Annotated in this window: 6 protein-coding genes and 3 pseudogenes; 1 reads left to right on the forward strand and 8 read right to left on the reverse strand. The window is 76.0% G+C overall.

What is annotated here, in order from left to right; translation table 11 throughout:
• Positions 1-42: 42 nt before the first annotated feature.
• The 7 genes and pseudogenes from E4N63_RS12690 to E4N63_RS31070 all read right to left on the reverse strand — a co-directional run.
• Positions 43-1,740 (reverse strand): succinic semialdehyde dehydrogenase, encoded by a 1,698-nt coding sequence (locus E4N63_RS12690; RefSeq protein WP_125626541.1) that lies wholly within the window; start codon positions 1,738-1,740, stop codon positions 43-45.
• A gap of 254 nt (positions 1,741-1,994) precedes the next feature.
• A pseudogene (locus tag E4N63_RS12695) lies at positions 1,995-3,762 on the reverse strand (serine/threonine-protein kinase).
• 162 nt (positions 3,763-3,924) lie between these two features.
• The gene (locus tag E4N63_RS12700) at positions 3,925-5,541 is read right to left on the reverse strand and encodes a serine/threonine-protein kinase (protein WP_230240707.1); all 1,617 of its coding nucleotides are present in this window, start codon (positions 5,539-5,541) and stop codon (positions 3,925-3,927) included.
• 146 nt (positions 5,542-5,687) lie between these two features.
• Complete coding sequence (locus E4N63_RS31055; protein ID WP_230240709.1) at positions 5,688-7,148, reverse strand: serine/threonine protein kinase; 1,461 nt, start codon at positions 7,146-7,148, stop codon at positions 5,688-5,690.
• 2,272 nt (positions 7,149-9,420) lie between these two features.
• A pseudogene (locus E4N63_RS31060) lies at positions 9,421-9,879 on the reverse strand (serine/threonine protein kinase); the annotation flags it as partial.
• Between the two features lie 278 nt (positions 9,880-10,157).
• The gene (locus E4N63_RS31065) at positions 10,158-10,952 is read right to left on the reverse strand and encodes a hypothetical protein (RefSeq protein ID WP_230242724.1); all 795 of its coding nucleotides are present in this window, start codon (positions 10,950-10,952) and stop codon (positions 10,158-10,160) included.
• A gap of 623 nt (positions 10,953-11,575) precedes the next feature.
• Positions 11,576-12,439 (reverse strand): annotated as a pseudogene (locus E4N63_RS31070) (serine/threonine-protein kinase); the annotation flags it as partial.
• 99 nt (positions 12,440-12,538) lie between these two features.
• Here E4N63_RS31070 and E4N63_RS12725 point away from each other — a divergent pair.
• Positions 12,539-13,720 carry a serine hydrolase gene (locus E4N63_RS12725; protein ID WP_228429308.1) on the forward strand — a complete coding sequence of 394 codons (1,182 nt, stop codon included), beginning with the start codon at positions 12,539-12,541 and terminating at the stop codon, positions 13,718-13,720.
• Positions 13,721-13,845: 125 nt separating this feature from the next.
• Here E4N63_RS12725 and E4N63_RS12730 read toward each other — a convergent pair whose 3' ends face one another.
• Positions 13,846-15,294 (reverse strand): DUF1996 domain-containing protein, encoded by a 1,449-nt coding sequence (locus tag E4N63_RS12730; protein WP_125624205.1) that lies wholly within the window; start codon positions 15,292-15,294, stop codon positions 13,846-13,848.
• Positions 15,295-15,635: the final 341 nt, after the last annotated feature.

The following is a 15,635-nucleotide window of genomic DNA, read 5'->3' on the forward strand; positions in this document are numbered from 1 at the left end:
TGGGGGCCGGCGGGGTGGCGGTCTCGGTCCGGCCCGGGGCGCTCAGCGGAAGCGGAGCGCCTTCATGGCGCGCAGGCTGACCGACATCAGCGCCGCGTACTTCTCGTCCGTCAGCCCGAAGGACGGGGCGAGCGGCATCAGCCGCTGGTGGGCGACGGTCTGCGCCTCGGTGTACTTGAGGATGCCCTCGGAGCCGTGCCGGCGGCCGAGTCCGGAGTCGCCCATGCCGCCCATCGGCGACTGGACGCTGCCGTAGCCGGCGGCGTAGCCCTCGTTGACGTTGACGGTGCCGGTGCGCAGCCGGGCGGCGACGGCGCGGCCGCGGCGGCCGTCCTTGGTCCAGACGCTGGAGTTGAGCCCGTAGGTGGTGGCGTTGGCGCGTTCGATGGCGTCGTCCTCGTCGGCGAAGCGGTAGACGGAGACGACCGGGCCGAAGGTCTCCTCGGAGCAGACGGCCATCGGGTCCGCGACGCCGTCGAGGATGGTCGGCTCGTAGAAGAGCGGGCCGACGTCGGGGCGGGCGCGGCCGCCGGCGACGACCTTGGCGCCGCGCGCCACGGCGTCGTCCACATGGCGGCCGACCGTCTCCAGTTGGCGTTCGGAGACGAGGGAACCCATGTCGGCGCCGTAGGCGAGGGCGGTGCCGAGCTTCATGGCCTTGGTGCGGGCGGCGAAGCGCTCCAGGAAGTCGTCGGCGACCGACTCGTGGACGAAGAGGCGTTCGATGGAGATGCAGAGCTGGCCGCTGGAGGAGAAGCAGGCGCGGACGGCACCCTCGGCGGCCTTGTCCAGGTCGGCGTCGCGGAGCACCAGCATGGCGTTCTTGCCGCCCAGTTCGAGCGAGCAGCCGACGAGCCGGAGGGCCGCGGTCTGGGCGACGGTGCGGCCGGTGCGGGTGGAGCCGGTGAAGGAGACGTAGTCGGCGTGCTGGACCACGGCCGGGCCGACCACGGGGCCGTCGCCGATGACCACCTGCCACACCTGTTCGGGCAGTCCGGCCTCGATGAGCAGCCGCCGGGCCCAGAGCGCGGTGAGCGCGGTCTCGGTATCCGGCTTCATCACGACGGCGTTGCCGGCGGCGAGGGCGGGCAGCGCGTCGCCGGCGGACAGCTCCAGCGGGTAGTTCCAGGGGGCGATCTGGCCGACGACGCCGCGCGGCTGGCGCAGCTCGGTGACCTTGGTGAGGACGGGGACGGCGCCGGTGTGCCGCCTGGGGCGCAGATAGGCGGGGCCGCGGCGGCCGTAGTGGCGGGCGGCCATGGCCACGGCCTGCACTTCCTCGTGGGCGTGCATCCGGGTCTTGCCGGTCTCCAGCTGGATGAGGTCGAGAACCTCGTCCTGCCGTGCCAGCACCAGGTCGTGGAAGCGGAGCAGCACCGCGGCCCGCTTGCGCACGGGGACGGCGGCCCAGGCCCGCTGGGCCGCGCGGGCCCGTTCGAAGGCGGCGGCCACGTCCTCGGGGGTGGATTCGGGCAGTTCGGCCAGGCGCTCGCCGGTGAAGGGCGTGTGGTTGGCGGTGCTGCCGGTGCCGGTGAGGCCGGCGGTGAGCCGGGCGACGAGTTCGGGCGTCACCACGTCGGCGGCGGTGCGGGTGCCTGCCGGGGCGGTGAAGACCGGATTGCCGCCGATCACGTCCGCCGGGGCGGGCGGAGTCACGTCCGCCGGGGCGGGCGGTGCCGGGGTGCCGTCGGCGGTGGTGGGTGCTGCGCTGTCCTGCGGGGTGGCCTGCGTCTCCGTCATGCGGGTGAGGGTATGCCGGGGCGCTCCGTTTGTGTACCCGGCAGTAACACCGATTTCACTCCAGCGGAACGAAACGGCGTGATCGCGCCAGCGATTACTGGCAAAAGGGCCCTGGTCAGGGAGTTCTCATGGCCGACCGGTGAGGGAAGTGTGCCCGGGAAGGATCTTGGCGGTGGCCCGGCGTCCGCCGGGGACACCGGGCCACGCCTCGCGCCACCGCCTCGCGCCGTCTCCGGCCGCTGCCGCCGCCGCGCTCAGAGCTCCTGGATCTTCAGATGGCTCACGATCTCGTCGAACAGCTTCTCGCCCTCCGGGCGCGCGTGGCCCTCGGCGGGCATCCGCACGCGGAGCCGCCAGACGACCCGGTCCTCGTTGACGTAGACGTGCTCCCGGAAGTGCCGGGTGATGTCGTCCTCGTTCGCCCCGTAGTCCCGGTAGGTGGTGAGGACCTGGACCGCCTCCCGCTCCTGCTGGAGCGCCTTCCGCGTGGTGCTGCGGGCCTCCTTCACGGAGTTCTCGGCGCCGTCCCCGTAGTACGCGATCAGTTCCTCGGCCGCCTTCTCCGCCGAGTCCGGGTTCGGCGGATCGTCCGGCTCCCCGGTGTCCTGGTCCCGCCAGAGCTCGACGGTGTAGACCCCGCTGGGGTCGGCGAAGGTGACGTACCCCTCCTCCGAGTCGGTGCGCTCGTAGTCGGGCGGCAGGAACAGGGACGCCTTGACGATCTCGCCCTCCTCCCGGACCCGCCAGTCCTCCGGCGGCCCGTCGCCGCCGAACGGATTGGCGACGACCAGCACCAGGGCCAGTACCGCCGCCAGCAGCCCGCCGCCCAGCCCGAAGCGGCCCCTGGTGGTGCGGAGCAGGCCGCCCGGGCCGCCGGCCGTCATGGCGCGGGTCTGCGGCAGGGCGGGCCGGGGCTGCGGCGGGCGGGCGACGTTCTCCAGGGTCTGCCGGATCTCGGCCGGTGCGGGGCGCGCCGCCGGGTCCTTCCGCAGCAGCTGCATGACGAGATGGCCGAGCGCGCCCGCCCCGCGCGCCGGCGCGGGCGGTTCGGCGGAGAGCACGGCCTGCAGCGTCGCCGGGGTGTTGGAACGCCGGTACGGGGACATGCCCTCGACCGCCGCGTACAGCAGCACGCCCAGCGACCAGAGGTCGGACTCCGGCCCGGGGAGCTGGCCGAGCACCCGTTCGGGCGCGATGTACTCCGGGGAGCCGACGAACGCGCCGGTCTCCGTGAGCCGCTGCTCCCCCTCGACCTGCGCGATGCCGAAGTCCGTGAGCACCACCCGGTCGTGCCGGCCCAGCAGGACGTTGTCCGGTTTGACGTCCCGGTGCAGCACCCCCGCCTCGTGCGCGGCGGTCAGCGCGCCCAGTACGGCCAGGCCGATACGGGCCGCCTCCCGCGGGTCGAGGGTGCCCTCGCCGAGCCGGTCTCCCAGCGACTGGCCGCGGACCAGCTCCATGACGATCCACGGGCGGCCGTCCTCCACCACCACGTCGTGCACGGTTACGACGGAGGGATGGTCGATGGCGGCGGCGGAGCGGGCCTCGCGCCGCATCCGCTGGTAGACGGTCTGCCGCTCCTGCTCGCTCAACTGGTCCGGTACCCGGGGCTCCTTGACGGCCACGTCGCGGTCGACGACCTCGTCCCGGGCCCGCCAGACGGTGCCCATGCCGCCGTGTCCGAGCCGGGACAGCAGGCGGTAGCGGCCGCCGATGGTCCGGCCGGGCGCGGGGCCGGCGGCGCCCGGGACGGCTCCGTGCGGGGCCGGGGCGGCGGGGTGGCGACCACTTCGGTCGGCACGGGGCCGGCGTTCCCGGCGCCGGATGGGACGCGGGCGGCCGGTGGGGCTCCGGTGCCTGCGCGGCTGCCCGTGGGACGCGGCGCCGGGCGCCGGCGTCCCGGTAGCCCGGTCCGGCGCGCGGGCGCGGCGGCCCGGCGGCCGGGGGCGGCGGCGCGGGCGCGCCCGGTGGCGGGATGAGATAGCTGGTGGGCTCGTCGGCCCGTCCCCCGTCGTTCTTCATGGCCCCATCATGGCCGTCCCCCGGCGCCCGGTTCCAGTCGGTCCCCCGCGACGGTGCAGCACCGTGACATGGCGCGCCACGGGGCGGGGCGCGCGGCACGGGCCCCGGAAACGGCCCCGCGGCGCCGCACACGGCAACGCGCCGCGCGCGGCACCCGTGCAACTACCAGGGCGCGCGCGGGTGTTCGCGTTCGCGGCCCGCCGCCGCCTCCTCGTCCGCCCGCAGACGCTCCGGCGCGCCGTCGCCGCCGCCGTCCGCCGCCGTACCGGTCCCCTCCGTGGCCGGGAGCCGGCCGGTGAGCGGCGGAACGGGCACCTCCGGGAGGGACCGCGCGGACGCCGGGGCCGACGGGAGCGGAGCGCCCGCGGCGGGGCCACCGGCGGGCGGGGCCGGAGCGGACGCCCCGTCCACCCCGGACAGCCGGCCCGGCACGGACGGACCGGCGGCGGACGAGGCGGAGCCCGACGGGCCGCGGCCGGCCGTCCCGGACCCGGACGGGCCCGGCGGCGCGGAGGACGACGGCCCGCTGCCGGACGGCCCGGGAGAGGCGGAGGAGCGGGACGCGCTGGGCGTCGCCGTCGGGCTCGCGGGCCCTCCGCTGCCGCTGCCCTCGCCGTCTCCGGTTCCGTCCGGGCGAGAGGTCGACGTCGGCCGGTCGTCCAGCGGGGTCTCGCCGTTCACCAGCATCGCCACCGCGGCCACACCCGTACCGCCCGCCGCCGCGACCATCAGGGCCGCTGCCAGCGCCGTGCGCCCCCGGTGCCTGCTCCAGCGCGGCGGCAGCAGCGGGCTGAGCGGCGGCCCGCCGGGGAGACCGTCCCCGGGGCGGACCGCGTCCGGCGGCGGGCCCGCGTACCCGGCCGCCGCGGCGGCGTCCGCACCGGCGCCGCCGACCGCGCCGTCCCGTCCCCCCTCGGCCCGCGCGAAGCGCGGCACCTCCGGCATCCGGCCGGTGCGCAGATACTCCGTCAGCAGCCCCTCGGCCTCCGCCGCGCCCATCCTGCGCGCCGGGTCGCGCTCCAGCAGGCCGAGGATCGCGGGGAGCAGCGGGCGGGCGGCCTCCGGCGGCCGGATGTCGCCCGCCATGACGGCGTGCAGCACCCCGCCCAGCGAGTCCTGCTGGAACGGGGTGCGGCCGCTGAGCGCCGCGCACAGCAGCACCCCGAGCGACCACAGGTCGGACTCCGGGCCCGCGCCGGTGCCCGCCATCCGCTCGGGTGCGGTGTACTCGGGCGAGCCGACGAAGGTGCCGCTCTCGGTGATCGTCGTGCCGCCGTCCATCCGCGCGACGCCGAAGTCCGTCAGCACCACCCGCCCCGCCGGGGCCTCCAGCAGGACGTTGGCGGGTTTGAGGTCCCGGTGCAGCACGCCGTGCCGGTGCGCCTCGCGGAGCGCGCCCAGCAGGGCGAGCCCGATCCGGGCGGCCTCGCGCGGCGGCACGGAGCCCTCGGCGGCGATGCGGTCGGCGAGCGTCCGGCCGACGATCAGCTCCATGACGATCCAGGGGCGTTCGTCCTCCTCCACCACGTCGTGGACGACGACCACACTGGGATGCCGGACCTGCGCGACCGTACGGGCCTCGCGCAGTGTGCGCTCGCGCTGCGACCGCGCGTCGCTCTCGGGAAGCCCTTCGCCGACATGGATCTCCTTGACGGCGACGTGCCGTTGGAGCAGCTCGTCGGTGGCGCGCCACACGGTCCCCATGCCGCCCCGGCCGAGCCGGAAGTCCAGGCGGTAGCGGCCGGCGATGAGTGGGCTCTCCGCCCCGAAGCTCCCCATGATGCCCATGGTGCCCCAGGTTTTCGGGCGATCCGAGGGTCTTCGCCCGCCGGTTCCGTTTAAACTTCCCGGCCGGGAACGTCTTTCGGCCAGACCTCGGCACCGCCTCAGAGCGGTCCCGCGGGACTCCGGCCGCGCTCCGCCGCTCAGTCCGTGGGGCTGTAGGTGGCGGTCGCCTGCTCGAAGAAGCGGGCCACTTCCTGCTTGTCCGCGACCGGTCCGGAGACCAGGACGAGGTGGTAGCGGCCGTCGATGATCATCGCCAGATTGCGGGTGTGAATCTGCCGGTCCGCGTCGTCCCGCCAGGTGAAGGTCCCCTCGGCCATCGATGTCCGCCCGACCTCGATCCGCCGCAGCCCGGAGGCCGAGGACCACTGCGACTCCCGGAACGGGGCCAGCTCCCGCTCGGCGTCCTGCTGGTAGGCCATCGGATCGCCGCCGAACTCCTCGACGGTGTCCCGCCCCGGCACGACGGTCAGTTCGAAGTCGCCCCGGCCGTAGCGGATCTGACCGAGGGAGTTCTCACCGCGCCGCTCCCAGCTCTCGTGCACGGCGATCCGGAAGCCCCCCGGGTCGGTGCGGAGCTTGAAGCCCTTGGCGAGACCGGAGGTACCGGACGAGCCGGAGGAACCGTCCTTCTCCCGCTCGTTCCCGCTCTCCTTCCGGCCGCCCTCCCCGCCTTCCCCGCCGTCGCCGTTCCCGCCGCCCGCGGTGCCCTGTTCGCCCTCGTCCGGGGAGGTTTCGGCGGACGGAGCCGGGCTCGGCGCTCCCGCCGTGCCCGCGCGGCCGGTGCCGCCGTCGGCCGAGTCCCCGGCTCGGGGCATGAAGAGCATCGCGTAGGCGACGGCACCGGCCAGCGCCAGCAGGATCAGCAGGAGCAGCAGCCGTCCCAGACGGCGCGGGCTGTGCCGGTGCTCCTTCGCCCGCTTGTGCCGGCCGTGCACCACCGCGCCGCCGGCGCGGCGGCGGCGCACCAGTTCGCCCCGGCGGCGTATCACGGGCAGCCGCCGCGGGTCGGCGTCCACACCGGGGCCGAGCGAGGGGACGGTGACCGTGCGCGCGCCGACGTCCGGCTCCGGAGCCGTACGGATGAGCGACCGCAGCCAGCCGCGCACCTCCTCGAACTCCGGCCGCTCGGTCGGGTCCTGACGCAGCAGCGACTCGACGACGGGCCGCAGCGCACCGCACTCCTCGGCGAACGCGGGCGCCTCGGTGCAGACGAGCTGCACCAGCTCGGCCGCGCTCTCCTCGGGGTAGGGCGCGTGGCCCTGCACGGCGCGGAAGAGGAGCGCGCCGACGGCCCACAGATCGGTGGCGGGTCCGATGGGCGGCGCGAGCTGCCAGTTGCCGTGCACGGGACCGGCCTGTTCGGGCGCCCAGCGTTCGGTGACGGCACCGACGACCAGGATGCGGGCCTGGCGGGCCCGTTCGGCGGCCAGGGGCGTGGTGGGACCGCGCTGGTACCGCCCGGAGCCCGGGCCGCCCGCAGGGGTCTCGTCCCAGCCGCCGCCGGAGTGCGCGGGCTCGTCCCAGCCGGCAGGGGCCGGGGGCCGCCCGGGCCGGGGACGGGACGGCCGGGGCCTCCGGGGTCGTCCGGGTGCCGTCACGGTGCCCGGCGGACGGCAGGCCGGGCACGCCGTGCCGGTGCGCGCCCGCGGCTCCGCCGGACGGTGCCGCACCGCCGGGCCGCTCGCCGCCCGGCCGGCGGGCCGGCTCCACGGCACCGGGACGCCGGGCCTGCTCGACGGTGCCGGCGCGGTGCGGCGGACGGCCCTCGGGGCCGGGGCGTTGCGCCGGCGCGGGCGGGCCGGGGCGGCCGTCGGGACCGTACGCGTAAGGGCCGTGCTGCGGTTGCGGGGCCTCGCGGTCGTACGGACCGGGCGAGGCGTACGGATCGGGCGAACGGCCGGGACCGTGGCCGCCCTCCTGCTCCGTGGCTCCGGACGGCCGGTCCGCATCGGGGCCGGGTCCGCTCCCGGCCCCGGTCCGCCGGGCCGGGTCGCCGTCCGGCCGGCGGGCCGGTTCGAAGGAGCCGCGCGGACGGGGCGGCCCGGCGGCGCCGGACCGGCCCGACTGCTCGCCGGAGCGGAGCTGTTGGGGCTCTCGGGGCTGTCCGGGCCATCCGGCCGTGTCGGGCCGCCCGGCTTCCGCGGACCGGCCGGTCTCGCCCTGCCGTGCGGTCTCGCCCTGTCGTACGGACGCGCCGGACGGCCCCGGCTCCCCGGACCGCCCCGGGCGGCGGGGCTGTTCCTCGCGGCGGCCCGTCCCCGGGGGCAGCGCATGGCCGCCGAAGGGCCGTTCGGCGGGCGGCAGAGCCGAGCGCTCCCGGTCCGCACGGTCCGTGCCGCCGGATACACGGTCCGGTTCACCGGCGCCCTCGGGGCGGCGCCCGGAGGGCGCCGGCCTTCCGCCGCCCTGCTGTCCGGCGCCGGGGGAGCCCGGGGGCCCGCCCGGGCGCCCGGGCCGTCCCGTACTGCCGTGCCAGCTCGACTCCGCCGGCACGGGGACGTCGGGCAGTCCGCCCCGGCGCGGTGCGGACGTCCCGCCGGACCCCGGGACGGGCTCGGCGCCCGGCCACCGGGGCCCACCGGAACCGGGCGCCCCGGAACCGGGGACGGCACCGTCCGGGACGGCGGGCCCGGTCACCGTGCGGCCCGGGACGGCGGGACCGGGGATGCTGCCGCCGGGCACGGCGGGGCCCAGGGCGGTGCCGCCCGGTACGAAGCCCCCCGGTGCGGCGGAGCCGGGAACGCCGCCGCCGGGCACGGCGGGACCGAGAGCGGGGCCGCCGGGCACGGCGGGGCCCAGGGCGCCGCCCGGGAGCGCGGGACCGGGCAGGCCCGGTGCCGCCGCCGTGCCGTTGCCCTCCGCGCCCCGGGAACCCTCGCGGGCCGCGGCGTCCCCGGACGGTCCCTGTCGTCCGGGGCCGCCGGTCGCGCTGCCGTCCGGCCCCGGCAGGGCGGACAGCGGACGGACCCGGGGCTGGGCCTGGGGCTGGATCTGGGCGCGGGCCGCCGCACGGGCGCCGGCCGAGTAGGCGGCGATCGCACGGGAGCGGGGCTGCCTGCCGTCCGCGCCGGACTGGTCCGCGGGGCCGGCCGGGCCGGAGTCCCGCTCCGGTCCGGCCACGGGGTGGAGGCCGCCGTCCGCGCCACCCGCCCGGCCGGGGTCCCCGGGCCCGTCCGGTCCGGAGACCGACAGGCCGGTGCCGGTGCCGGGCGCGCCGGGGTCGGCGGCAGGGGCGCCGTCGGAGCCGTAGTACGCCGGGGCGGCACCTTCCCGCCCCCGACCGGGGTGCCCCGGTACGGGCGTCCGGCCCCTGGCCCGGGCGAGTTCGGGGCGTTGCGCGGCCGGACCGCTGCCCGGGGGCGGGGCCCGTACGAGGTCCGGACGCCGTCCAGGTCGGCGGCGGACGCGGCCCGGCCGGAGGGGACGGGGACGGTCGCCGGAAGGCGCGGTGTGGATCGGGACCGGGGACGGGACCGGTGTGCGGGCACGCCCGGACCCTCGGAGCCCGGACCGGCCGGGGCCGCCATGCCCGCGGGCCGCCGGACGGCCGGGACCACCGCCGTACGGCCGGCCGGAACCGCCGTCGTCACGAGGGCCGTTGGCCCGCCCGGGCAGCGCCCGGACCACCGTCGAAGCCCTCGGAACCGCCCGGACCCCCGGCCCCCGCCCGCCGTCGAAGCCTCCCGGGCCGTCCGGTCCGCCCGGCGCTCCCGGTCCGCCGGGCCCGCCCGGCCCGTCCTCCGGGGGCGGTGTCGGGTCGTAGCCGCAGAGCGCTTCCTCCGCCGCGCCGGACGCGAGCCCCGTCAGCATGGCCCGGCCGTCCTCGCAGACGAGCACCGTGCGGGCCGTGATGTTGCGGTGGATCCAGCCCTGGGCGTGCAGCGCCGACAGGGCGGTCAGGACGTCGGCCGCGACCTCCGCCGCGCGGTGCGGGGAGAGCGTGTGTTCGGCGAGCAGCGCGGCCAGGGGCCGGCCCACCACGAGTTCGCTGACGATCCACAGCCCGCCGCCCTCGGCGAACACGTCGAACACCTGGTCGTACCGGGGATGGTCGGACACCGCCGCCGCGGCCTGAGCGGCGGCCAGGGCACGCCGCACCGCCGGGTCACCGGCCCCGCGGGCGGGGCCGTCCGGGTCTCCGGGCCCGTAACTGCCGTCGGCGCCGACGATCTCGGCCTCGACGGTCTCCGGCAGGGGGATGTGCCGGATCAGGACTTCCTGGCCGCTGTAGGTGTCGAAGGCGCGGGTCTCGGTGGCGTCGAGCACGTCGTCGGCGGTTCGGGGCAGGCGGTAGCGGTCGGCCAGCACCCGGCCCGCGTAGTCCTCCACGACGCCTCCCCAAGCGCGCGTTCCGCATCCACCCGGAACAGTCAACCCTGTTCGTCCACCGACCCGTTGCGGCTGCGTAGCGTCCGCACCGTTTCACGATACGTGCCCCGGCGGGGCAGTGCAGAGCGGACGGCGCAACCGGTTGCCCCACCCCGCACGGAGCGGGCCGGCGACCGCGGCCGGACGGGCGCACGCGCTGCCCGGGAGCCGCCCGTGCGCCACCCGCAGCGCCCTCGGTGCGCCCCCGGTGCGCCCGTTCCGCCGCCCGGAGAGCGAACTCAGCCGGTGGGCTTGAACGTCCGGAACGCCGTCTCGCGGAGCGTGGTGCACTCCTTGCCGTCCCACTCGTCCGCCACGCATGTGATCATGATCGAGTAGGCGTGGCTGTCGTCCACCTTGAAGCCGCGGTTGAGCACCCGCACCCGCTCGCCGCTCCGGTTGTACTCGAACTCCCAGTCGGCCACGGTCGGATAGTCCCGGTACTCCGCGCTCTTGATGCCCCGTGAGGAGTACCCGGGGAACGAGCCGCGCGACGCCTGCTCCTGGGCGCGCCAGGCCGCGACCGCGTCGTTCTTCGGCTGGGAGCTGAAGTCGACCTGGATCCGCGGCACTCCGCCGGACTCGCTGTACTCGCCGCCGGAGTTCTGGCCCGCTATCCGCGTGAGCTTCCAGTTCCCGGGCATCGCCATGGAGAAGTTGAAGCGGTTCTCGGTCCTGGTCTCGTAGCCCTCGGGGATCTTGTCCGCGTCTCCGGCATCCGTGCCGCCGTCCTTGCCGCTCTCGCCGTCCTGTCCGCCGTCCTTGCCGGCGGAGCCCTCGTCGTCCGGCTTCCCCTCGCCCGTGCCGTCATGCGCGGATTCCGAGGGATCGGCCGACGCCCCGGCGTCCTTGCCGGCGTCCGCGGAATCGTCCGTGCCGCCGTTGGCGCCGCTGGTGGCCGCCCTGTCGTCCTTGGCGCCGCCCGCCGACTCGCCGGCGCCGCCGTCATCGTCGAGGGTGAAGGCCAGCACCACGCCCAGCACGGCGAGCGCCAGGACACCCGCGATGAGGGCCAGCACCCGTCTCGGCACCACGTCCGTGATCGCGGCGGTGACGGGCCGCCGGGTGCCGGTGCCCGTGTCCGCCGAGGGCGAGGCGTGGGTGGCGGTGGCCGGGGCGGCCGCACCGGCGGACGAGGCCGGGCCGGAGGAGGGCTCCGAGAGGGAGGACGCCGTGGAGGCGGCTCCGGCAGCGGTGGCGGCCCGCGCCGAGCGCAGCGCGGAGCGCAGCCGCCCCTCCTTGGCGCTGCGGCCGTCGGGTTGCGGCGCGGAGTCCGACGGGGATTCCGCCGCCGGGCCGGCCGGGGCGTCCGCGCCGCTCCGGGCTCTCCGCCCGATGCCGGCTCCGGCTTCCGGCCGTTCCCGGTCCCGGTCCCACCGCCGTTCCCGTTGCCGGCCGCGGAGGCGCCCGCCGCGGCGCCCGCCGCACCCGCGCCCGCGACCGCGGCCCTCTTCGTCCCCTTGCCCCCCTTGCTCCCCTTGGTCTCCTTGCCGGACGGCTCCCCCGGAACCGCCATCGTCCGGGTCCTCGCGGCCTGCGGGCGTTCCTCGGTCTCCGCGAGGACCCCGGTCAGCAGGGCCCGCGCGCCCGCGTCGTCGAGGCGCCGCTGCGGGTCCTTCTCCAGCAGGCCGTAGATGACGTCCGCCAGCGGCCCCGCGTGCTCCGGCGGGGGAACCGGCTCCGTCATCACGGCCGTCAGGGTGGCGAGCCCGTTGCCCTTGTCGTACGGCGGCACGCCCTCCACGCAGGCGTACAGCAGACCGCCGAGCGACCAGAGGTCGGAGGGCGGGCCGGGCTTGTGGCCGCGGGCCCGTTCGGGGGAGATGTACGAGGGCGCGCCGACGAGCATGCCGGTCGAGGTGACGGACGGGTCGCCCTCGACCTGCGCGATGCCGAAGTCGGTGAGCACCACCCGGCTGTCGTCGCCGGAGATCAGGACATTGGACGGCTTCACGTCGCGGTGGAGGATGCCCTCGCGGTGCGCGGCGCGCAGCACGTCGAGGACGGCGAGCCCCACCTCGGCGGCCCGGCGCGGGGAGAGCCGGCCCTTGTCGCGGATGACCTCGGCGAGCGAGGAGCCCTCGATGAGCTCCATGACGATCCAGGGGCGGTCGTCCTCGTCGACGACGTCGTAGACGGTGATGCCGCCGTTGGCGCGGATCCGGGCGATGGCCTTCGCCTCGCGCAGGGTCCGGGTGATCAGCCGCCGCTTCTCGTCCTCGTCGACGGACGACGGGAAACGCAGTTCCTTGACCGCGACCTGACGGCCCAGCGTCTCGTCGACGGCGCGCCAGACGGTACCCATGCCGCCGCGCCCCAGCACCTCGCCCAGCCGGTAGCGGCCGGCCAGGATCCGTCCGGTGGCGCCCTGTGTCTGCTCCGGCTCCGACATGTGTCCCCTCAGCGCTGCGATGTCCAGGCGGTGGCGCCGAGTTGGCAGTGGCTCACCGCGCCTCTGTCGCAACCGCGGTGGTCCGCCCCGGCAGAGTCTCCATTCTCCCCCATGCCCCGCCATGCCCATGCCCGGGGTCCGGCGCGTCGTGCCCCGCGTACACGGGCCGCGCCGCCGGCCGTCATCATGGGCGCGTACACGGAGCGGAGCCCGGAGGGAGGCCGGAGGGTGCCGGTTCGCGGAGTGCGCCCGCGCCTGCTGGCAGGGATGGCGGGGGCCCTGTGCGCGGCCCTGGTGACGGGGTGTGCGGTGCCGGCGGACCACGGCCGCGCCGGCGCGGTGGTGAAGCGCCCGCCGGCCCGGACCGACCGGCTGGCGGCGGCCGTCGAACGGCTGGCCGACGCCGCCGACGCCCCCGGCGCCGCCGCGTACACCCGCGAGGGCGGCCGGGCCCGGTTCGCCACGGCGGGGGTCGCCGACCGGCGCAGCGAGCGGCGGATCGGGCGGGCGGACCGCTTCCGCGCGGGCAGCGTCACCAAGGTCTTCGTCGCGACCGTGGTGCTCCAGCTGCGCGCCGAGGGAGCGCTGCGGCTCTCCGACCCGGTGGAGCGGCATCTGCCCGGTCTGGTGCGCGGGCCCGGTTACGACGGCGCCCGGATCACGCTCCGTCAGCTCCTCACCCACACCAGCGGGGTCTTCGACTACGTACGCGATCCGCGGCTGGCGGAGGAGTCCTTCGGCCGCGGCTTCCGGAGCCACCGCTACGACACCCGCTCGCCCCGGGAGCTGGTGCGCGCGGCGCTGCGGCACCGGCCGTACTTCGCGCCCGGCACCGGCTACCGCTACTCCAACACCGACTACATCCTGCTGGGGCTGGTGGTGGAGCGGGTGACCGGCCGCCCGTACGCCCGTGCGGTGGAGGAGCGGATCATCCGGCCGCTGGGTCTCGGCGGCACCTCCTTCCCCGGCACCCGGCACGGGCTGCCGCGCCCGCACGGCCGGGCCTACTCGGCGGCGGCCGCGCCCGGCGGCTCCGGCGCGCTGATGGACGTGACGGAGCTGAACCCGTCGACGGCCGGCGCCGCCGGCGAGATGGTCTCCACGCTCGGCGATCTGGAGCGCTTTCTGCGCGCTCTGCTGGGCGGAGAACTGCTGCCCGCGCCGGAGCTGCGCCGCATGACGGACACCTCGGTGACCCGCGGGCGCTACGGCTACGGCCTCTTCCCGGAGCGGCTGTCCTGCGGGGTGACGGTGTGGGGGCACAACGGCAGCATCAGCGGCTCGTACGTCCGGATCACCGCCACCGCGGGGGGACGGCGGGTGCTCGGCTACCGGGTCAACACCGACGAGGTGGGCGACGCGGAGGCCGAACGGCGGCTGCTGAGCGTGGCGTTCTGCCCGCGGGGGTGACGGCGGCGGGCGGTGTCCTCCGTGCCGTCCGGGGTCGTGCGGTGGGGCAGGGCCCTGCCCGGATGTGTGACGCTCCGGGCAGAGCCGGGCCCGCTTCGGGTGGTGGGTCGTTCAGCGCACTCGGATCATCGGCAGCTGCGGCCGGTGTTGATGCACTGGACCATCGTGTTCATCAGGCCTTCGTCGAAGACGTTGACGAAGTCGCCGTGGTCGGTGACCGGCTTGTGGAGCTGTTCCGGGAAGCCGTCCACGGCGAAGAAGGGGGTGGACCGCCCGTTGTCGTTCAGGCTGGGTGCGTCGACGTCGTAGACCAGGCGCTGCACCAGTTGCGGTATGGCCTGGAATCCGCTGGGGCAGGCGCCGGTTTCGGGATCGGCGAAAGCGACATGGGAGCGGTGGTTGGCGCTGTCGGTGTTCCGGCCGTCCCAGCAGCTCTGGAATGTGGAGGTGCGGACCACGTCACTGCCATCGGGGCAGAGCGGGTATTTGTCCGTCAGCTGCCGGTCCTCGAAGCCGGTGCAGCTCCAGGAGGCGTTGGCGTTGGCCGTTCCGTTGGTGAACGCTTTGGCGTCACCGGTGATGATCCGCAGGAACTTCGGCATCGCCACGACTTTGCTGCGCGGGTTTCCCACGAATTCCAGGGTCGCCTCCTTCGCCGTGAGGATCCTGCCGACGTTGCCCTCGGCGCCGCCGCCCTGCTGGTCGGCGTCGAATTCATCGGTGCCGTCCTGCAGGCGCAGGACCGGCCAGTAGTACGAGGACTTGTCGCCCGGGTTCTCACATGTCGTCTCACCGCCTGCGAAGTCCTCGTCGCCGGCGAAGGCGTCGTTGGCCTGGTTGCCGATGTAGTCGTGGGTGTGGTGCGCGCCGTTGGACACGCCGGGCGCGACGATGATGTTGTCGGTGTTGTACAGCTTGTTCTCGTTCACTCCGCACGCGCTGGTGAACGTGCCGCGGGATCCGCCCCGCGACGTGCGGGGCTTGTCCGCCGTGGGCTGGACGGTGGTGATGTCCACGAAGTCGGACGCGACCGGGCCGTTTCCTGCCTGACCGCCGGCGCCGCCCTGATCACCGCCGCCGCTCTGATCACCGCCGTCCTGGTTGCCGGAGGCACGCAGTGTGCAGGCGGCGAGCGGTTCGAGGCCCTGGGGACGGTCGGCCGCCCTGCCGATGGCGATCGCGATCCGGTCGATGGTCGCCGTCCGTTTCGCCTTGAGCGGGCCCATGATCGCGTTGTCGGCGAAGCCCCGATCCTGCTGGACGGACCGGGACTCATTCTGCAGCCGCTGATACGCCTCCGCGACCTGCTGGTCCAGGAGCGCGAGGTTCTTGTCGACCTCCTTCCTGGCCCGGTCCGGCACGTTGCGCAGTTCACCGCCGACGTCCGGGCAGTCGATGGTGGCGGCGCCGGAGACCAGGGCCTGAGGGGCCCCCTTCTTCGTCCCGGAGCCGCTCTCACCGGCCGAGGCGTACACGTTGGCCGCCACCAGCCCGCCCGCTCCCAGGGCCAGAGCCGCCGCGGCGGCGGTCGTCCGGCGTATGGCCTTCGATCGTTTGCGGGTGTTGCGTCGCATGGAACTCCTCCGAGATTTCCGTGGGATGCGCGTCCCGGGCCGGCACCGGATCGCCGTGGGCGCCCGGATACGGCAGGGGGGACGGGCCGAGAACGCCGTCCCGACACAGCGGGCAATTCCTGTGACGGGAGGGCCGCATGAGGGCAGCCGGTCAGCCGCCGCCCGGGAATGCCACGGTGCCCGAGATCGTGTTCATGTATCGCTCCTCTGGCGCTGCGTCAGGGCTGATGCGTAACCAGAGTTACGGATGGGAACGTGAAAGCTGCGGGCCGTCGGCGACTCGTCAGCTTCTCGTAAGAACTGGCCGCCCTGCCCGCTCGGGTGTGCGCGGCGGGGCGGAC

It is taken from the genome of Streptomyces sp. MNU89 (genome assembly GCF_020982505.1).
Lineage (GTDB): Bacteria > Actinomycetota > Actinomycetes > Streptomycetales > Streptomycetaceae > Streptomyces > Streptomyces xinghaiensis.